Genomic DNA, 20446 nt, shown 5'->3' on the forward strand with positions numbered 1-20446 from the left:
CTCTCATGATGATGAGAAACGCTTTTTTTTTATTCCATTACAAATTGATTGTGGTACAATTCTGAATAAAATCCTTCTAAATTCAATAATTCTTCATGTGTGCCTTCTTCAATAATTTCACCTTGGTTCAACACAACAATATAATCTGCATTTAAAATTGTTTTTAACCGGTGCGCAATGACAAAACTAGTCCGCCCAGAAATGATGGCTTCCATTGCTTTTTGAATTTTACTTTCTGTTACCGTATCTACATTACTTGTCGCTTCATCTAAAATCAACAAGGAAGGATTCGTAATGATGGTTCTTGCAATACTGATTAGTTGTTTTTGGCCTACACTAAAGATACTGTGTTCATCGCTGACGATCGTTTCATAACCATCATCTAAGGATAAAATAAAATCATGAATGTTTGCTTGTTTTGCTGCATCAACAACTTCTTCATCTGTTGCATCAGGTTTCCCAAAAACAATGTTATCTCGAATTGTACCAGAAAATAGGACTGAATCTTGCAACACAATTCCAACTTGCTTACGCAATGAAGCGAGTTCAATGTCACGAATGTCGACATTATCAATTAAAATTGCGCCACTGTCGACGTTATAAAATCGATTTAATAAGTTCATGATTGTTGTCTTTCCTGAACCAGTTGGACCTACTAAGGCAACCATTTGACCTTTTTTCGCTGTAATTGAAATATCTTTTAAAATAGGTTTGTTTGGTACGTAAGAAAAATCGACATGATCTAAACGTACTTCTTTTTCGATTCCATACATCGCCTCAACTGTAGGACGTTCCACTTCAGGTTCCTCATCTAATACTTCAATCACACGTTTTGCACCTGTAAAGGCCAACTGCAACATGCTGTATTGAGAAGAAATTTGTGTTAATGGCATGTAAAATTGTTGTGAATACTGGACAAACGTCACAATCAACCCAAGTGCTAATGTACGCTCAATACTGCCATTTAATGCAAAATACCCACCAAAGAAAATAACGATTGCAGTGTTAAACAAAGCGATTCCTTGCATCATTGGGAAAAGCAATCCTGAGTATACTTGACCTTTAAATGAAACTTTTTTAACCTTTTGATTGTAGTCTAAAAATTCAGTAACTGTCTCAGCTTCTAAACCATTTGCTATAATCATTTTTTGGCCTGAAATTTTCTCATCAATATATCCATTTAAAGAGCCAATACTTTCTTGTTGTAAATTGACATACTTACGTGCTTTGCGAATCACCAATGCTGCAATAATAATTGCAAAAGGTGCTGCAGCAAGCGTTACAATACTTAATTGGACATCTTGACGGAACATCATGATAATAACACCCACCATCAATGCCACATTGGACATCACTTGAACTAATGCTTGGTTTAAAGTATTGGAAATATTATCTAAATCACTGGTGAAACGACTCAACATCTCACCATCTTTATGACTGTCAAAAAAGCGGATTGACAAGCTTTCCATTTTTTTAAACAAATCAATGCGCATTTTATTAGTAGAACGGCCTGAAATTCCAGCCATCAAAATACTTTGAATGAACGTACCTGCTGCAAGCAATACATAAAAAATCAACAGCAACCAAATAATGCGGATAAATTCACTATTGTCTTTAAACCCACGAGCTGCATAATTTGCCAGTTCTTGAATTGCTTGACCAATATAGTAAGGGGCTTTTACTTGTAAATAAGTGGAAGCGACAACTGCCACGATTACCACCATTAATTGTAATTTAAAATGACGTAAATACATCCAGAAAAAACGGCTAATTTTTTTAAATTCACTCACTTATAGCCACCTCTTTTCCTTTTTGAGTGTCATAAATTTCTTGATAAATCTCACTTGTTTGCAATAATTCTTTATGGGTTCCTACTTGAACAAGTTTTCCTTGATCGAGTACTAAAATTTTATCTGCTTGAATGACTGATGAAATTTTTTGAGCAATAATAATCGTCGTTGTATCTTTTAATTCTTGATTCAACGCTTCTTTTACTAATTTTTCTGATTTAGCATCTAATGCACTTGTGCTATCATCTAAAATCAATACTTTAGGCTCACCTACGATTCCTCTTGTAATAGATAGTCGTTGTTTTTGCCCACCAGAGAAATTCAATCCACGTTCTTCTACCATCGCATCGTATCTCTTGTCTTGGCGATCGATAAATTCTTTTGCTTGTGCAATTGCAGATGCATGTTCCATTTCATCTAGTGAAGCATTTTGTTTTCCTTGTCGAATGTTATCAGCAATCGTACCTGAAAATAAAACTGCACGTTGAAGGACTAATGAGATTGTATGACGTAATGTATCCTTAGGAATTTCTTTTAATGGGACACCCCCAACAAAAATCTCCCCTTCACTTGGATCGTATAACCGAGTCATTAATTGTGCTAATGTTGATTTACCTGACCCTGTTGCTCCAACGATTCCGACTAGTTCTCCTGGCTTAACAGAAAAAGAAATATCTTTTAACGCTGCATCGTCATCATTTTCGTATTTAAAGCTAACATGTTTAAAGGTTACGCTACCGTCTAACTCTTTAGTTAATGGTTCTGTATTGTAGTTGATGTCTGACTTTGTTTCAAGAATTTCGGAAATCCGTTTTAACGAAATAATCGCTCTTGAAGACATCATCATTAACATTCCACCAATGATAATCGCCATCATAATTTGAGTTAAATAACTCATAAATGAAGCAACTGCACCAATGACAGCTGGATCACTCTTCACCATTGTTCCAACAAAGAAAATTGATGTCACAACAGCAATATTTGATACAAACATAAAGGCTGGAATCATAATTGAAAATAGATTTCCAACTTTAATCGTGTGATACGTCAATGATTCACTCACATCTGTAAAACGTTTCTCTTCATTTTTTTCTTGTACAAATGATTTTACAACACGCATACCTGCTAAATTTTCTTTCGCAATGCCATTTACACGATCTAAAAAGCCTTGAATTTTAGCAAAATGTTTGCCCATTGCCCCAAATGTAAAGAATACAATAATAAAAACTAACACCACTAATAAAATAATGATCCACCACAATTGTGGCAAAGTATACATAGCTAGAATAAAACTACCAATAAATAAAATTGGAATACGAATTAGTGATTGTAAAGCTAACATCACTAAGTTTTGTACTTGGGTAATGTCATTTGTTAAACGAACAACTAAATTCCCAGTAGAAAATCGTTCAATATTGCTATATGAGAATGTTTGAATTTTTCTGAAACTTTCTTCTCTTAGGTTCGCTCCAACTTCTTGTGCGACCTTTGCTGAAGTAATTGTATTTAAAATACCCGCAATCAAACCGACTCCTGCCACACCAATCAAAATGATGCCAATCGAATAAATATCGTCTAATTTATCGTTTACAATTGCCTCTAAAACTTGTTGTAATAGCTTAGGTTGCCACAATTGAGAACCTACCATGATGCTCGTTAAGATAATTGATAAAACCGTAAACAAACGAAATTTTTTCATTTGTTGAATCAAAAACTTCATGCATTTTCCCTCCTCTTTCACTTGTACTGTGAAACATAGATTTCTATTATAATACAAACGTCCGTTCGAAACAAGCGTTTTTGAGTAATTATTTTAAAGAAAATCCTTATTAATTGTATTCTCAAATGATTATTTATTGAAAGCGAAAACAATTCGTTATTTAATCGCTATTGACTTTTTTTCAGAAAAAAAGCTACTGATTTTTGATGGCATCAGTAGCTTTTATCAGATTTTTTAATTGAGCTTCATTTTAAAAAAATCTTTCAAAACGTCAATAGCAAACGGAATCGCTTCCTCACTTGGATTCATTTTAGAATGGTGCAATCCGTAAGGGCTATCTACTCCAAGCCAAAACATCGTTCCTGGTATTTTATCTAACAAATAACCAAAATCTTCTCCTGTCATTGCTGTTGGAGCAGGAATAAACGCCACTTTTGGATGATGCTTCATAAAATCAATCAAAGTGGTTGTCTCTTTTTCCGTATTCACAACTGGGTAGTAGCCGCCTTGTTCTAAAATCAATTCAACCTCACATTGATACGAAAGTTCAATGCCACGAGCTACTTGCTTAACTCGCTCCTGCATCAAATGACTCATTTCTGGCGTTAATGTCCGAATCGTTCCTGTTAAAGAAGCTTTCCCACTGATGATATTTCCTGTTGTTCCAGCATGAAATGTGCCTAACGTAACCACTGCTCCTTCAATGGGATCTACATTTCGGCTAACAATCGTTTGAATTTGGCTAACAAATTGACTTGCAGCCACAATCATATCATTTGCCTCGTGAGGATACGCAGCATGTCCGCTTTTTCCTGTGAAATTCGCTTGAATCGTACACGTTCCAGCAAAGAGAGTTCCAATCTTAGTCCCAATCTGCCCAACTTTTAAATTAGGTTGTACGTGCAATGCATAAAATTCATTTGGCATCCACGTATCTAGTACACCCTCGTCATAAAGCAGTTTTCCTCCACTAGCATTTTCTTCTGCTGGTTGGAATAAAAAGACTAAATGGTCACGACCTGGGTGATTGCTAAAATACGTCAATAGACCTAATGCAATCGACATATGAACATCATGTCCACACGCATGCATCTGATTAGGATGCGTTGATTTAAATGGCAGTCCTGTTTCTTCACTAACGGGTAAGCCGTCAATATCTGTTCGCCAGCCAATGGTTTTCTCCCCTACTGTTCCACGAACTCTAACCAAGATAGCTGTTTTCCATTCAATGATTTCCAGACGCTCTTGTGGCAATGTTGCAATATAGGTCATCAAGTATGCGTGGGTTTTGTACTCAAGTAAGCCAATTTCTGGAATTTGATGCAGGTCTCTTCTTATTTTTATAAAAGGATTTAATTCGCTCATCATTTTTGCTCCTTTGGGTAAATCGTATAAAAAGCCATCTCATCAGAGACAGCCTTTTTGTGTTTATAATTTGCGTAATTCGTCAATTAAACTTGTTTTGCTTTTTGTTTTTTCATCTATATCTTTGATTTTCTTAGCAGGAACACCTGCTACGACTGTGTAAGGCGCTACATCATTAACAACAATTGCTCCAGCTGCAACAACAGCTCCCTTGCCCACTCGAATGCCTTCAAGTACAACTGCATTCGCACCAATCAGCACGTCATCTTCAACAACAACGGGTTGAGCACTAGCTGGTTCAACAACACCTGCTAAAACGGTTCCTGCACCAATATGACAATTTTTACCAACTGTCGCACGTCCACCAAGAACTGCACCCATATCAATCATTGTATTGTCTCCAACCACAGCACCAATATTGATTAATGCTCCCATCATAATAACTGCTTGATTGCCAATTTCAACTTGATCACGAATAATCGCGCCTGGTTCAATTCTTGCATTCAAGCCTTTCATATCTACTAATGGAACAGCTGAATTGCGACGATCGTTTTCAACTACTTGATCTGTAATCAATACTTGATTTTCTTTTAGGAAAGGTTCAACATCTTTCCAATCCCCAAACAAGACTCCTGTCTTACAGTTTGTAAAGTGTTGAATTGTATCTGGGAATGTCAACTCTTTTAAAGACCCTTTAATATAAACCTTTACAGGTGTTTTTTTCTCACTATTTGCTATAAAAGCAATGATTTCATTTGCATCCATGCTATCTCTCCTTTTAAAATCTTTTATCGTTAATAACAGCATAGCAAACTTTCAACGGAAAATGAAACTTTTTCTGTTAAAAGTCAGTTTCTAATGATTTTTTTTAACTTTTTCTTTTTTTATAACTTCAAATTCATTTTCAAATTCATGAGCAATTCGATTGGTTCCTTTAAGAATTTCACTTCTTGTAACGATTCCTGTAAAGCTTCCATCTTCACTTGCTACACAGATAAAGGCATGATTCACTAATAAATGTAACACTTCTTCTAAATCATATGGATTGTTAATTGTTGCAAAATCAGTCTGCATGACTTCATGCACACAAGTGTCGCTTAATTTATCGTAATCGAATTTTTCAAGTCCCATAATCGCATCAATAATCATCGGCATTGAAATTAACCCTTTTATTTTATAGTCATGGTCCAAAACAGGAATAACGGAATAACCTACTTTCGTTAAAACTAACAGTGCGTGATCTAAGTGATTGTTCACTTGAACATGGGCAACCATTTCTGCTGGAATTAAAAAATTTTCTTGATTTTCAAGGAGCATTTCTCCTATTTCTTTCCCTATCATTCTCTTAATATCCTCCTTAAAAGTCCTTAACTTACTTCTTATTTTACGTTATAAATGTGAAAAAAAGTAGTCTTTCTTGTTAGTATTTTAAGTTTAATAAATCCTTAAGAAAGCGTTCTTTTAAACTTCACCTCTTACTTTAACGTTGCTGGAATCCAACCCTTTTTATTATAGCGGATTCTATCTGAAAGGGAAATTTTTACACTTATTTAGTTATTTTAAAACAAAAAAAGCAGAGAATCTCTTCTCCGCTTTTTGCTATTATCTTTTAAACTCTCTTGCTAATTCTGAAACTACTTTATGTGTTTCATCATAGTAATTTACTGTTATTTTTTCTGGAGTTGTTTCAATCATGGCATATGTTTTAATTGGGTATTTCCCTCTTGGTAAACGAATGCTTCCTGGATTAAGCAACAACACATCATCCACTACTTCTACACCTAATTCATGGGTATGGCCGAAGAAAGCAAATTGAGCTTTTGCTTCTTTAGCAGCTAACAGTAACGTGTTCATTGTGAATTTCACTTCATGTAAATGGCCGTGAGTCATAAAAATTTTCTCACCTTTAACCTCTGTTTCAACCGTTGTTGGAAAAGCATCATCGTAATCACAGTTGCCACGTACTACATAAAAATTTTTCCAAATAGTATCCGTTGCTTCTAATTCAGAATCCCCGCAGTGAAACATTCCATCTACTTTTCCTTGATACGTTTCAACCAAATCTACTAATACATCACGATCTCCATGATTATCACTAACAACTAAAATCAACATAGAACCACTCCTCTAATTTTATTGATTAATCCAATCGTCCCAGACTTTTTCTAACTGTACCAAAGCTTGACTTCGATGACTGATTTTATTTTTTTCTTCGCCTGTTAGTTCTGCCATTGTTTTAGCAAGGGTAGGCACGAAGAATAAAGGATCGTAACCAAACCCATTATCACCACGAGGGATAGTCAAAATCGTTCCCTCTACTTCACCACTTACAACCAAGCTTTCACGGTCAGGCATTGCTAATGCTAAAGTACAATGAAATTGAGCAGTTCGTTCTGCTTCGGGAACATCTGTTAGTTCATGAAGTAATTTAGCGTTATTCGCCGCGTCACTCTTTGCCTCGCCAGCAAATCGAGCTGAATAGACGCCAGGTTGTCCGCCTAAAGCATCTACTTTCAATCCAGAGTCATCTGCTAGCACTACCATGTTCAAGGTCTGTGCAATCGTCTCAGCTTTCAGTAGTGCATTTTCTGTAAAAGTCGTTCCTGTTTCTTCTACATCTGGAATTTCAGGGAAATCTAGTAAGGTTTTAATTGACCAACCTTTTTTAGCAAATAAGGCGTCAAATTCTTTGGCTTTTCCTGGATTGCGGGTTGCAATCACTAATTGATTTTTGGGAGAAGATGGGTACACAATCGTTTCAACTGAACAGCTTTCGATTGCTTCATTTTGAAGACGAATCAATTCTTTAATTCCTAAATCACCTAAAGCAAGCATCGAAGTCAATTCATCTGTTGAAAAAGTTGCCTCTTCACCTGTTCCTTGAATTTCAACAAATTTTCCACCAGCCGTCATCACTAAATTCATGTCTACAGCTGCAGCGCTGTCTTCAAGATAGTTTAAATCTAACACCGCCTGCCCATCGGTTAAAATACCGACGCTAATTGCCGCAATATTTTCTTTGATTGGGTTGGTGGTTAGTTCGCCGTTTTCCAATAATTTGTTGACAGCTATACTTAAGGCTACAAATGCGCCAGTGATACTGGCTGTTCTTGTCCCGCCATCTGCTTGGATAACGTCGCAATCCACTACAATTGAGCGTTCACCTAGTAAATCTAAATCAATCACTGAACGCAATGCACGTCCGATTAGTCGTTGAATTTCCATGGTACGTCCTGTTAATTTCCCTTTTGCTGCTTCACGAATGTTTCGAGTATTGGTCGCTCGTGGAAGCATGCTGTATTCAGCCGTTACCCATCCACGTCCTTCGCCTCGCATAAAAGGGGGAACGCGGGATTCTAATGAAGCATTACAAATCACTTTTGTATCTCCAACAGAAATTAAAACTGAACCTTCTGGGTGTTTTAAATAATTGGTCTCAATTGTTACTTTACGACTTTCGTCAAAACTTCTTCCATCTACTCGCATGTTTATGGCCTCTATTCTTTTTATATCTTAATTAATCCCTAATTTGATTTGCTCCACTGCCATTTCCTCAAGACCTAACCAGCCAGAAGCAATTTCTTGAAACATTTGGGTAGAGCCGGTTGTATAAAAACACCGCTCTGTTTGTTCTTTATTCTTACTATCTACTGCTAAATCGAAATAATCTAAAATCGTACTTACTTCACTTACTGTTTCCGCTCCTGAATCAATTAAGGTAACCGTATTTCCCATTACATTTTGGATAATTGGACGTAATAAAGGGTAATGAGTACACCCTAAAATTAAAGTATCTACACCTTTTTTTTGCATAGGTCTCAATGTTTCAGCTACGACTTTTTTAGCAATGGCGCTATTGTACTCATTGCTTTCAACAATTGGAACAAATTTAGGACACGCTAAGCTATCGACAGCAGCCTTTTTGTCCTTTGACTGAATCATTTTTTTATACATATCGCTCTTGACGGTTCCTGCCGTTCCAATCACGCCAATATGATTATTTTTTGTTGCTTTAATAGCTGCACGACTGCCAGGCAAAATCACTCCAATAACAGGGATTGCTAGTTTTTTCTTGATGTCCTCTAAAGCTGCTGCAGTTGCTGTATTACAGGCAATGACAAGCATTTTTATATCCTTATCTAGTAGAAAATGAGTCATTTCCCAAGTAAATTGGCGGACTTGTTCTTCCGGTCTAGGACCATAGGGGCAACGAGCCGTATCTCCAACATAATAAATAGATTCATTCGGCAATTGACGCATGGCTTCTTTGACAACCGTCAACCCGCCAACACCTGAATCAATAAAGCCAATCGCTTGTTTTGTCATAGTTCAAAAACCTCATTTTACATTTAGTATCGTTGATACTTTCTATTTTCGCTTTTTTTCAACGAAAATTCAAGAGATAGCCAGATCTTTTAATGGAAACTTGAAGATTTCTTTCATTTTTATTAAGTAAAGTGAAAAAAGATGGGCTTCAAACACATTTCACGTTATAATGAATCAGAAGACTATAATGAGGTGACGCGAATGAAAAATGAAGAACAAACAACATCATTGGATTTAGAAAATTTAAACGGCTCGGTTTCTCTATTTGGTTATGAACTGATACGCGATGGTTTATTGCCAAATCTTTTAGGAAAAGACACTGAAGATATTTTATACTGGGCAGGAAAAGAACTGGCAAGACAATATCCTTTAGAAGACTTTTCAGCGATTGGTTTATTTTTCAAAAAAGCTGGTTTTGGAACCTTAACCTTAACCAAAGAAAAAAAACATCAACGAATTTATACGTTAACTGGTGACATCGTGAAAACTCGAATTGAGCATACCAAACCAAGCTTCAGCTTAGAAACAGGTTTTTTAGCAGAACAAATTCAATTACAAGAAACCCTTTATGCTGAAGCTGTTTCAGAAGTTTCCGTTAAAACAAAAGAAGTGATCATTACTTTACAATGGGATGCAAAAGACACTGTTTCAATTGAAAAACCTCTTGAAACATTCGTTATAACTGAAGAAAATGAAGAACCTGAAGAGTTATCGATGTTGGAGATTGACTCTGTTGATGCCTTACCAGATGAAGCAATAGAGTCTTTGACAGAAGAAATTGAATTGAAGGAAACTTTTGATGAAGAGATTGACGGTGACTTGTTTGCTGAAGAACTCGTTCCTGAAGTTGAACCTATTAATGACGTTCAATTAGAGTTGCCAGAAACGGCAATCACAGATGAAATTCCTGTAGAATTTGAGGAAGTACTAGCAGTTGAAGAAGAAGAAATCCTTCCTCCATCAGCTTCCGTTGTTTCTCAAGAAGATGTGGATAAATTTCATCAAATGAGTGCGGAAGAAGCCTTATCTGCTTTCGACAAGCTCTCTCAAGAATTTACTGATGTGAATGAGCAGACTTCATCAGAAGTAGAAGAAGAAACGATCTTTGATACCTTGCCTTCTCGCTCTTCTAGACATCAAAAGAAAACTAAAAAATAAAACCCACGAATGTCTGAGTTATTTTAGCTATAATTCAGGCATTTTTTATTAATGAGGAAAATATTTAAAAAAATGCGCGTAAAAATTAATAATTTTTTTTAAATAACAAACACAAAAACGAATATGATGAAATTGACGACGTTTGCGACTTTGTTTGTTCTTTTAAAAAAAGAATCGTGGTATATTCATAGTTAAGGAGGAATTTTTATGAACACTTCTATCTTTTGTGATAAAGTTTTAAGTAAAGTTGGCATCAAAGAAACAGAAGAAAACTATGAATACATTAAATATGGTTTTGAGATATTTATTATCAATCTATCTAAATTAGGTATTATCTATTCCATTGCTTTAATTACTAAACAATTTTTTCCTACTTTAATTGTTCATCTTTCGTATTTATTTTTAAGACACTATTCTTTTGGCCTCCATGCCACTTCAAGCCTATCTTGTACAATTATTAGTGTCATTCTATTTAATATCCTTCCTTTTTTTGCTAAAGGAATCCAATTACCTACGCCGTTTTTAGTTCTAACTTCATTATTTATTTTAATTAGTATCTTTTTATTTGCACCAGCGGATACTGAAAACAATCCTATTTGTGGCGCTGACCATCGAAAAAAATTAAAAATAAAAGCCACAATTTCATGTTTATTATTACTATCACTGGTATTCATCTCTTCGAATCCAATGATTCAAACCTTGATTTTACTAGGTGGAATTTTTCAAGCTATCTCTATTCTACCTGTAACTTATAAACTTTTAAAAAGGAGGTACAATAATTATGAACTCTTTAGTTAACTTTTCATTAGGATTTTTTAAATCTTATTTCTTAAAATTAGGTGCAAGTGGCAGTACTCGTAATTGTATGTTTGCAGTATATGAACCTGTTTCACCTAAAGTTAAAGCAATGAGAGAAAAAGCATAACACCATATTATTATAGAGCCATTTCTGTTAAAATGGCTCTATAATATTTTTTTATGATTGGAGTATAAATATGAAAGAAATTCTTTTCGCTTTTACTGAAAATATTGGACTTTTCTATTTAATTTATCAATTTTTATCCAAAAATATAAGTTTAAAAACGCTAACTATAGCTTATATTTTATGCAGTGCACTTGAAAGCTTATTGGCGGTGACAGTCGGAAATATTATTACATTTCCTTTTTTATTTATTTTTACAGCTTTGTTTACCTATTGGCTCACAAGAAATTTTGTAACCAGTGTTTTAACCCTATTTTCTACCATTATTTTATTTGCGACTGCACAATATGCATCTGGATTTATGATGGTCTTAATAGGAAAACCTACTGGAAATTATAATTCCACTCAAATTAGTACTACTATTTTGTTCTTTATTATTAATTATGCAATTATTTATGTATCTTCATTTTTTATCATTAAAGTTCTTAGTTTGGCTAAAAAAACAACAATTCTATTTTCGAAGAAAGTTTATTTAGGAACTCTTTTAACCTTACTAGCACTAATTGTTGCATTCTTTTTTACCACTAGCTCTTTAGAAAAATATTATGAAAATGATCATACTATTTTACAAGTAACAAATGCTTTATTTTTAGCGTTTGGTGTTATAATCATGTTTACTTTTACAATTTTATTTAAATCATTAACCCGTGAAACAGAAGTTCAAAAGAGAAAATTAGAGTTGGATCAGCTTCGAATTTATAGCAATAAACTAGAAGAAAACTACCAAGAATATCGTAAGTTTCGGCATGATTATTTAAACATGTATACCGGTATGGTGGGGTATATCGAAACGAAAGATATGGCGGGCTTAGAACGCTATTTTACAGAACATATTGTTCCTATTAGTCAATCCATTACGACAAATTTAATTAAACTAGCAGATCTTTATCGGATTGAAATACCTGAACTAAAAGGCTTAGTTGCAACAAAATTATTGCTTGCCCAAGAAAAAGGCATGGATATCAGTTGCGAAGTCCCTACCCCTGTGACACGAATTAATATGGATATTTTAGATTTATGTACAGCTATTGGGATTTTATTAGACAACGCAATTGAAGCAACAGAATCGATTGAAAATGGCAAAATCCGTCTTTCTTTCATCACATACGAAGACCGTATCTTGATTACAATCGAAAATCAGGTTGAAGATTTGCTTGTTCCTATTTATCAACTATTTGAGCATGGGTTTTCAACAAAAGGTTCTGATCGCGGTTTAGGACTTTGGAATTTATCAGAAATGATGGATAAGTCTGATGTGATTCATTTAGATACTTCAATTGAAAATCATTATTTTATTCAGCAATTAAATATTATGGAGGAATCAACTTATGACTGAACTTTTTATTTGTGAAGATAATCCAGCGATTGCCAAACAAATTACCGCTCATGCGGCTAATGTGATTGAAGAAAATAAGTTAAATTTCACAATAAAATTAACAACCAGTAATCCTACGACATTATTGAATATCGTCAATTCATCTAAAGAACCTGGTGTCTATTTCTTAGATATTGATTTAGGCAGTAATGTTATGGATGGCATCGAACTCGCTCAAAAAATTCGTGAATTAGACCCTCGTGGTTTTATTATTTTTATTACGTCTGACACAGAAAAATTTCAACATACCTTTAAATATAAAATTGAAGCGTTGGATTATATCGTCAAGCAAGATACCGACAACTTAGAGCAACGCTTGCTTGAATGTTTAACAACCATCCTTTCTCGTAACCCAAAAAATAATGAACAGTCGCTATTTAGCATTAAGGATGGCACGCGTATTATTACTGAGAAATACAGCAATATTTTATTTTTCGAAGTTTCTTCTAAAGTCCATAAAATCAAAATGCATTCATTGACTAAACAAGCTGAGTTTTACGGTTCTCTTAAAGACGTAGAGACTGAATTGTTAAAGCATAACTTTTTCCGTTGTCATCAGTCGTATTTAATCAATTTGACAAATGTTAAAGAAGTCGATGTTAAAAATCGTTTTGTGTATATGATTAATGGTCAAAAATGTGAAGTCTCTTACCGAGCCTTGACTGAACTCAAAAAAATGATGAAGAAAGCTTAAAAAAGGAAGACTAAAGAAATTCTTTGGTCCTCCTTTTTTTTAAATTAAGATAATAAGAATAAGAATGGCACTAATGAACAACGTGATTTTTAATGGACTTTTTGGAGCGGATCCGACAACTTTCCCATTTTGACCATTTACAAAATAACGATAGATTTTACCTCAGAATGTGTAGCTATTAATCCAGATTGGCAACACTAAATGTTTAAATTCAGGCTGTTGATAGTTCGTTTGATACTTAATATCTTTTGTCACACCGTTTTCCCAGTAGGTTTTTTGAACGTTATCATAATCGCCACGCATTCCCTGATACGCAACAATAGCTTTTGTATTAAAGGCCCAATTTTGATTGTTTCACATTTTTTAATGCGTTTAACAATTTATTTTATAACACTATCATAATCTCAATTCCATCTAAATACACTCCTTATTTCCCCAATAAAAAAAGCCCTGCTATACAGCAGAACTTTTTCTATTAAGATTGTTTTGTTTTTTCATTTCGCATAATGACCCATGAACGTTTTAGTGATTTCATTAGGCTTGTGTCTGAATAAATCAGTACATTTGAACGGTACATGGTCAAGGATACATACGTACATATCATGGTAAAAACAGCCATTATTATAATGGACGCCCAGACGCCTGTGCTGTTCACAGTATCACTCGCAATTCTAAATGGCATCATAAAGGGTGTGAAAAATGGAACATAGGACCCTATTTTCACTAAGGGTTCATTGGGAGTCGCAAAACCATACATTCCCCCAAAGAATCCAACCAATGTCAGTAACGTTAACGGGGTAATGGCTTTTCCAACATCTTCTACTTTTGAAACAAGGGATCCTAACAACGCTGCTAAGATCGAGTAAATCATAATTCCAAAAATAAAGAAAACAATTGAATTGCCAATCAAGCCTTTTAAGAGAGCAAATAAATCGATTCCTTTTAAGGCTTCTTGCATAAAATCAAAAGATTTTCCAATTTGATACACAATCGTACCGATAAGGGCGTAACTTAAAATTTGTGTCAAACAAACAAGTAGAATTCCGACTAATTTCCCAAAAAAGTGCTGAGTTGCAGAGACGCTTGATAAAATAATTTCCATAATTCGCGTGCCTTTTTCTGAAGCAATTTCTTGAGCAATAATACTTGAATAGTACAAGGTAAACATATAGATAGCAAACGCGACAATATAAGCACTCCAGCGTTTAATCATAGCATCTGTTGCTTGATTCGTTTCTTCTTTACCATTTTCAAACTTTAAGGTAGTGGTTTTAACATCTGCGGGAGTTACCAACGCTGCTACATCTTTTTGACTCAAGCCTAATTTACTTGCTACTTGATTGGTTTGAATCGCTGTTAATAATTGCGTGATGAGTGTGGTATCAACGGCATCACTCGTAGTACTTTGAATGTAGTTTCCTGTTATCGTATCATTTTTTTCTTCAATGATTAAATAGCCTGCTAAATCTTCTTTTTTCAAGGCTTCTTTAGCTGCTTTTTCAGTAGTAATTTTTTTATTAAGTGTGTACTCTCCTTTTGAGGAACTTAACGCTTCAATAACTTGTTGATTTTTAGAAATAATCGCAATTTCTGGAACAGTAGCTGTTTGACTAACAAAGTAAGCAATGCCTCCTGCTGCTGCTGCGATTAGGATTGGAGAAAGTACCATTAAAATAAAAGCCATTGATCGTACATTTTTTTTATATACTTCCCATACAATAATCCAAAATTTAGTTACTTTCATCATTGTCACCTGCTTTCAACTTGAAAATTTCTTCTAATGTTGGTGCTTGCTGACTGAAGGTCGGGATGTAGCCATTTTTAGTTACAATCTCAAAAATTTCTTTGCCGTAATGAGCCTCACTTAACTGAAGTATCGCTACACCTTCTGCAGTGTGAGTAACTTGTTGTACGCCAGGAAGATTTTCCAATTCACCCTTTGTCAAATTGCTTTCTAAAAATAGTTTTGTTCGACCAAATGTTTCTCTAATTTCATTTACTTTGCCATGCAACACCATCTCACCATTGCGTAACATCACTAGCGTGTCACAAATTTCAGCAACATTTTCCATTTGATGACTAGAAAAAATCACACAGCTGCCTTGCTCTTTTAATTCAATAATTCCTTGTTGCAATAAATCTGCATTGACTGGATCTAATCCACTAAACGGTTCATCTAGAATCACAAGCTTTGGTTTATGAATCAACGTGCAAATTAATTGAACTTTTTGTTGATTTCCTTTTGAAAGAGATTTGACTTTATCTGTTTTCTTACCCTTCACTTGGAATTTTTCCATCCAATAATCCACCTGAGGTTTGATTTCTTTTTTTGTCTTTCCTCTTAATCGTGCAAAATAATAAATTTGCTCTTCGATTGAAATATTAGGGTATAGTCCTCTTTCTTCTGGTAAATAACCAATCATGTCGTAATCCACTTTTTTTAATGGCTCTCCATTCCATAAAACTTCGCCACTATCTGCCGTTAAAAATTGCAGAATTAAACGAAATGTTGTTGTTTTTCCTGCTCCATTTTGTCCAATCATACCTAGAATTTCGCCATCTTTAATAGTAAAGGACAACCTGTTGACTGCTGTTAAGGAACCAAATGTCTTTTTTAAATTTCTTACTTCTAACATGTCTACTCCTCCATTTTATTTATTTTTTAAGTACTTTTTTAATTATAGATATAAGTTTATCACATTTTATAAAAATTAGATAAAATTGTTTAAGAACGAATGTTTTTGATTAAAAAAAGTAAAAGTGACGAATTCTCGTCACTTATTTTACTTTTTAATATCAATGGCTTTTTTATCTTGCCATTCTTTTGATAAAAAATACGGATTTAATTTGATTGAACTTGGTTCTTTGGTTTTTGATTCCAAAAATGGTTTTAATTCTTTATCCAGCGCTAACCAACCACGCCAGCCAATATGAATCGTATCTTGCATAAAGTAACTTTCAGAGCCATCTTGTGAAAAATCAACGACTTTAAAACCTTGACTTTTTAGTTGATGATTAATTTTTTTAGAAAATTGTGCCATCATTTCAGGCGATAATCCTGTAAATTCCATCCACTTATGATTGACTGGGGTCACTACAAAACGAACGTCCATATTGTTTTCTTTCATTTTGGCTAATACTAATTGAAAATCTGAATATTCAGGAGAGCACTCATAGTCAAAATGAGTTTGTGAATTTTTTAAATCCCCTTGAATCGGTTGAATTCTTGTTTGGTAGAAGCCGTTTTTAATCTCAAAAGGGTTATTATTGCTTCCTTTTTCACCAATTTGGTAGGCTAACGTATCTAGCTTTTCAAAATTATAGGCATTAGGAAGACGTTTAACTGATTTTTCAACCTTTTGTTTGTTTTTATTTGTAATAAAGGCGCCAAACAAGTCATCTTCTCGCTCTAAAATACGCAATTTCATTTTAATGTAAATACGTTCTTTTCGAGTTAATGCTTCTCCTTTTTCAACCGAACGTAAGGCTGACACCATTTTAACGTCCGATTTAACAGATTTGTACGTCAATAAACGTGACGCTGCATAGCGACGTTCTGGTGTATCTTTGTCATTGGCTTTAATGAATTCAAATGTTTGTAGCGGTGAAAAATGTGAATCAAACATCATTCCTGGCGCGCCTTTTTTGACAAACCATTGTGGGGAAATAATAAAGACTGCTTTTTTATTTTTTAAGCTTTCTCCCATTCCCTCCATGGCTAAGAAATGCGTTAATGATTGAGAACCGGCATTTCCAATCAGATACGGAGTGTAGTTTCTTTGGTATTTTTCAGCTAACACAGAAGGATGAAACGGATCAAAGCGTGACAATTCAGAAGACCCAAAGAAAGGGACCATCTGAGGCTCATTCATTGCTGTTTGATACACCTTTTCTCCCTTCATAATATTGGTGCTAATGGCTGTAGCAGAATCGGCTACTTGTTTCTTTCCAACAGGTAAAACATTAAATGGCGCAAATAAGACTCCTAGTAACATGACCACTGCTACTACTAATGGGCCTACTGCCATAATCAACTTGCGTTTCATTACATTAAAGACTCAATTTTTTGACTAATTAAGTTAGGCGTTGCCCACTCTGCGCGGTCAAATTCAGAAACAGGTACCGAAACACCAAATCTTGCTTCTACTTCAATCAATAATTGTACAGTTCCTAATGAATCTAAAACCCCTTCATCAAATAAGTTCATCTCTAAATTTTCTTTTACTTCATCTGTTCCAGTTAATTCTTCTAGTAAATCTAAGACTTCTTCTTTTGTATTCATAATAAAACCCTCTTTTCAATTTTTAGTGAATCATTTTATCAAAAATCCCTGAGAATATCAGGAAGCTAAAGCAGACAACGTTAAACGTAATAAAAATGGCTAACCCTTTCGTTGCAAAATTACTTGGCAGTTGTTTTTTGTGTTTCTTTTTAAAACGAAGCCACGCCTCATTGATACACATTGCCACGCCGTGAAACAATCCATACGCAATGTAGTACCACGTTAAACCGTGCCACACACCCATTAATAAGAATAAGGTTAAGTAGCCCACATTAGAGACCGTTACGCGACTCTTAAAGACTTTTTTCTTCATTAGCATAAAGACCATTCTCATAAAGACATAATCTCTAAACCAGAAAGATAACGACATATGCCATCTATTCCAAAAATCTTTTAAATTTTGGCTGATAAACGGCTTGTTAAAGTTAATCGGTGTTTCAATTCCTAATAAATAGCTGGTTCCAACTGCGAATAAGCTGTACCCTGCAAAATCGAAAAACAAATAAAAACTGTAACTATACATATACAACAATAAGCTCATTGAAAAGCCTTTTGTATGCAAAGCCATCTGTTCTGTAAAGGGAACTGCAAATTGCCCAATATAGTGAGCAATAATAAACTTATACAAACAGCCTATGAAAATCATCATAATGCCTTTTCCAAGAAGCGTTGCATATTTTTCCTTATCAGGAGGTGTCACAAAATCCTTTTCAAAACGACGGTAACGATCAATTGGACCGGAAGAAATCGTTGGGAAAAATAACAGGAACTGGAGGAACATCAATGGATTGTATTCCTTAATGATGCCGTCTCGAATTTCCATGACCATTTGAACGGCCTTAAAGGTTAAATATGAAATCCCTAAAAAGCCAATAATCGAGGTGTGTCCAGTAACAAATGGGAAAATTTTTACGATTGCTAATGGAGCAATGGCTAAAATTACTGCACCTACAAAGACATTCGTTTCGTTTTTCTGCATTCGATAACGATGGTAAAGGTAAACTAGAAGGACTTGCCAAATAACATATACAATAATTGAAATACCTTGCTTCCAGTTGCTACCACCAAACGTCACGTACAGCAAGCCTAGTGTTACGAGATTTTGATAAATCAAAAATCGCTTGCCATTTAACAACCCAATAATAATGGGTAAAAATAAAACCGTCAATAGTACAAAATATTTGGGTGCTTCATAGGGTAAACTCATGAATTCACCTCATTCATTAATCCTTTTCGATCCACTTTGCCATTTTGGGTTAGCGGCAACTGCTCAACGTAATTCCATTTTTGAGGCATCATATAGTCCATAATCAACGGCTGCAACTCTTTTTTGATTGCATTAGTCAATTGATAGTTTTTTTCAAAATCATGCTCTTTCGCCACAACAAAAGCCACTAAACTTTGAACTTTGTGATCTTTTATTTTTGGAACAACGGTTGCTGCTTTTACGTAAGACACTTGTTCGATATTATGATCAATATCTTCCAATTCAATTCGGTAGCCATGAAGTTTCACTTGAAAATCAATTCGTCCTTGATAGAATAATTGATCGCCTTCATATTTTCCAATATCGCCTGTTCGATACGCTTGCACGCCGTCAATTTGATAGAAAGTTTCCGCTGTTTTTTCAGGATTATTAAGGTAACCTTTAGAGACGCTTGGTCCTGTAATCACCATTTCTCCAGGCATGCCACTTACTACTTGATTTAACTCTTCATCCACTAAGATTACTTCTGTGTCCGACTTCACGCGACCAATTGGCAAACGTGGGTATTCTGTTGTAACCTCTGGCGTAATCAAAACTTCTGTAATCGCAACCGTTGCTTCGGTCGGACCATAGGTGTTAAAAACTGCTGCCTTTGGAAAACGGTCATTTAATAACGTTGCTGTTCGGTTCGTTAACTCTTCGCCACAAAATAGGAAGGTTTCTAACGATGGATAATGCTCTGCATCAAAATGGGGTTCCATTAGACAAATATCCATAAATGAAGGCGTTGATACCCATACATTTAAGTCTAGAGTCGGCAATTTTTCAAACAAAAGCTTGAAATTTGTTGTCACTTCTTTTGTTAAAGGAACTAATGTACCACCAGATAACAACGATGGGTATAAATCCATTACGGATAAGTCAAATGAAAATGGTGCTTGCGCTAAAAAGCGCTTGTTCTTGCCAAGTGGGAAGTCATTGGCCATCCACTCACTAAAACTAATGAGGTTATCATGGCTGATTTGAACGCCTTTGGGGACGCCTGTTGTTCCAGATGTAAAAATAATGTAGACATTTTCATCTCCTTGAACAGCTTCTGATATCGGTAAAGGTAACACTTTTTCAGCATCTAGCACATTCCACAATGTTGTCCTGTCTATTTTCAATTGCTTTGCTTCAAGTGCAATCGGTAAATCTTCGATTGAAATCACCATTGCTGGCTTTGCAATCGAAATAATTTGTTCCAAACGCTCTGAGGGAGTATGTCCATCAACTGGAATATAAGCATGTCCGGCTTTCATACATCCTAAAAACGTCACTAACATCTCAAACTGCAACCCGCCAAAAACAAGAATTGGCGCTTTTTTTGTCAATGCTGTTTGTTGGTTTAAATAACTTGCAACTTTATCTGATTGTTCCATCAATAACTCAAAGGAATACTGTTTTGTTCCAGCATCATAGCAAATTGCATCTGGATATTGTTCTGAAATTTTTTTTAGTCGTTCTATAATCGTTTCTGTCATTTGATTGCGTTACATATTTAAACT

20 protein-coding genes are annotated in these 20446 nt (G+C 34.9%); 5 read left to right on the forward strand and 15 right to left on the reverse strand.

What is annotated here, in order from left to right; genetic code table 11:
- Window positions 1-29: 29 nt before the first annotated feature.
- The 8 genes from CDIMF43_RS10870 to racE all read right to left on the reverse strand — a co-directional run bounded on the left by CDIMF43_RS10870 (window position 30) and on the right by racE (window position 9201).
- Window positions 30-1790, reverse strand: coding sequence for an ABC transporter ATP-binding protein (locus tag CDIMF43_RS10870; RefSeq protein ID WP_109841976.1), 1761 nt, complete (start codon window positions 1788-1790; stop codon window positions 30-32).
- Window positions 1783-3489: an ABC transporter ATP-binding protein gene (locus CDIMF43_RS10875; protein ID WP_404989858.1), complete on the reverse strand. Its 1707-nt coding sequence runs from the start codon at window positions 3487-3489 to the stop codon at window positions 1783-1785. Before CDIMF43_RS10875 ends, CDIMF43_RS10870 begins: the two co-directional genes overlap by 8 nt.
- 255 nt (window positions 3490-3744) lie before the next feature.
- Window positions 3745-4878, reverse strand: coding sequence for an N-acetyldiaminopimelate deacetylase (locus CDIMF43_RS10880; protein ID WP_074403343.1), 1134 nt, complete (start codon window positions 4876-4878; stop codon window positions 3745-3747).
- Window positions 4879-4938: 60 nt separating this feature from the next.
- Window positions 4939-5640 (reverse strand): 2,3,4,5-tetrahydropyridine-2,6-dicarboxylate N-acetyltransferase, encoded by a 702-nt coding sequence (gene dapD / locus CDIMF43_RS10885; RefSeq protein WP_074403344.1) that lies wholly within the window; start codon window positions 5638-5640, stop codon window positions 4939-4941.
- 90 nt (window positions 5641-5730) lie between these two features.
- Entirely contained in the window at window positions 5731-6216 is a 486-nt protein-coding gene (gene cbpB, locus CDIMF43_RS10890) for a cyclic-di-AMP-binding protein CbpB (RefSeq protein WP_074403345.1), read from the reverse strand.
- 261 nt (window positions 6217-6477) lie between these two features.
- A complete protein-coding gene (locus CDIMF43_RS10895; RefSeq protein ID WP_074403346.1) occupies window positions 6478-6990 on the reverse strand; it encodes a metallophosphoesterase in 513 nt (170 codons plus the stop codon).
- Window positions 6991-7008: 18 nt separating this feature from the next.
- The gene (gene rph / locus CDIMF43_RS10900) at window positions 7009-8361 is read right to left on the reverse strand and encodes a ribonuclease PH (protein WP_109841978.1); all 1353 of its coding nucleotides are present in this window, start codon (window positions 8359-8361) and stop codon (window positions 7009-7011) included.
- Window positions 8362-8388: 27 nt separating this feature from the next.
- A complete protein-coding gene (gene racE / locus CDIMF43_RS10905) occupies window positions 8389-9201 on the reverse strand; it encodes a glutamate racemase (RefSeq protein WP_074403348.1) in 813 nt (270 codons plus the stop codon).
- A 201-nt stretch (window positions 9202-9402) separates the two neighbouring features.
- Here racE and CDIMF43_RS10910 point away from each other — a divergent pair, with 201 nt between their 5' ends.
- From CDIMF43_RS10910 to CDIMF43_RS10930, 5 genes are all read left to right on the forward strand, one after another.
- A complete protein-coding gene (locus CDIMF43_RS10910; RefSeq protein WP_074403349.1) occupies window positions 9403-10359 on the forward strand; it encodes a YslB family protein in 957 nt (318 codons plus the stop codon).
- 207 nt (window positions 10360-10566) lie between these two features.
- On the forward strand, window positions 10567-11157 hold the full coding sequence (locus CDIMF43_RS10915; protein WP_074403350.1) for an accessory gene regulator B family protein: 591 nt from the start codon (window positions 10567-10569) through the stop codon (window positions 11155-11157).
- The gene (locus tag CDIMF43_RS10920; protein WP_109841979.1) at window positions 11141-11284 is read left to right on the forward strand and encodes an AgrD family cyclic lactone autoinducer peptide; all 144 of its coding nucleotides are present in this window, start codon (window positions 11141-11143) and stop codon (window positions 11282-11284) included. Before CDIMF43_RS10915 ends, CDIMF43_RS10920 begins: the two co-directional genes overlap by 17 nt.
- 70 nt (window positions 11285-11354) lie before the next feature.
- The gene (locus CDIMF43_RS10925) at window positions 11355-12677 is read left to right on the forward strand and encodes a sensor histidine kinase (RefSeq protein ID WP_074403351.1); all 1323 of its coding nucleotides are present in this window, start codon (window positions 11355-11357) and stop codon (window positions 12675-12677) included.
- Window positions 12670-13410 (forward strand): LytR/AlgR family response regulator transcription factor, encoded by a 741-nt coding sequence (locus CDIMF43_RS10930; RefSeq protein WP_074403352.1) that lies wholly within the window; start codon window positions 12670-12672, stop codon window positions 13408-13410. The genes CDIMF43_RS10925 and CDIMF43_RS10930 overlap by 8 nt, the downstream gene beginning before the upstream one ends.
- Before the next feature lie 162 nt (window positions 13411-13572).
- On the opposite strand, the gene CDIMF43_RS13620 is transcribed toward CDIMF43_RS10930, so the two are convergent.
- The 7 genes from CDIMF43_RS13620 to dltA form a co-directional block, all read right to left on the reverse strand.
- Window positions 13573-13713 (reverse strand): hypothetical protein, encoded by a 141-nt coding sequence (locus CDIMF43_RS13620; RefSeq protein WP_162532937.1) that lies wholly within the window; start codon window positions 13711-13713, stop codon window positions 13573-13575.
- Between the two features lie 172 nt (window positions 13714-13885).
- Window positions 13886-15154, reverse strand: coding sequence for an ABC transporter permease (locus CDIMF43_RS10935; protein WP_074403354.1), 1269 nt, complete (start codon window positions 15152-15154; stop codon window positions 13886-13888).
- Window positions 15141-16046, reverse strand: coding sequence for an ABC transporter ATP-binding protein (locus CDIMF43_RS10940; RefSeq protein ID WP_109841980.1), 906 nt, complete (start codon window positions 16044-16046; stop codon window positions 15141-15143). Before CDIMF43_RS10940 ends, CDIMF43_RS10935 begins: the two co-directional genes overlap by 14 nt.
- A gap of 147 nt (window positions 16047-16193) precedes the next feature.
- Window positions 16194-17456, reverse strand: coding sequence for a D-alanyl-lipoteichoic acid biosynthesis protein DltD (dltD, locus tag CDIMF43_RS10945; RefSeq protein WP_074403356.1), 1263 nt, complete (start codon window positions 17454-17456; stop codon window positions 16194-16196).
- Complete coding sequence (dltC, locus tag CDIMF43_RS10950; RefSeq protein ID WP_074403357.1) at window positions 17456-17692, reverse strand: D-alanine--poly(phosphoribitol) ligase subunit DltC; 237 nt, start codon at window positions 17690-17692, stop codon at window positions 17456-17458. Before dltC ends, dltD begins: the two co-directional genes overlap by 1 nt.
- 22 nt (window positions 17693-17714) lie before the next feature.
- Window positions 17715-18899 (reverse strand): D-alanyl-lipoteichoic acid biosynthesis protein DltB, encoded by a 1185-nt coding sequence (gene dltB, locus CDIMF43_RS10955; protein WP_074403358.1) that lies wholly within the window; start codon window positions 18897-18899, stop codon window positions 17715-17717.
- Window positions 18896-20422, reverse strand: a complete 1527-nt coding sequence (dltA, locus tag CDIMF43_RS10960; protein WP_109841981.1) for a D-alanine--poly(phosphoribitol) ligase subunit DltA — start codon at window positions 20420-20422, stop codon at window positions 18896-18898. The genes dltB and dltA overlap by 4 nt, the downstream gene beginning before the upstream one ends.
- Window positions 20423-20446 lie beyond the last annotated feature (24 nt).

Origin of the sequence: Carnobacterium divergens (assembly GCF_900258435.1) — a bacterium.
GTDB classification, from domain to species: domain Bacteria; phylum Bacillota; class Bacilli; order Lactobacillales; family Carnobacteriaceae; genus Carnobacterium; species Carnobacterium divergens_A.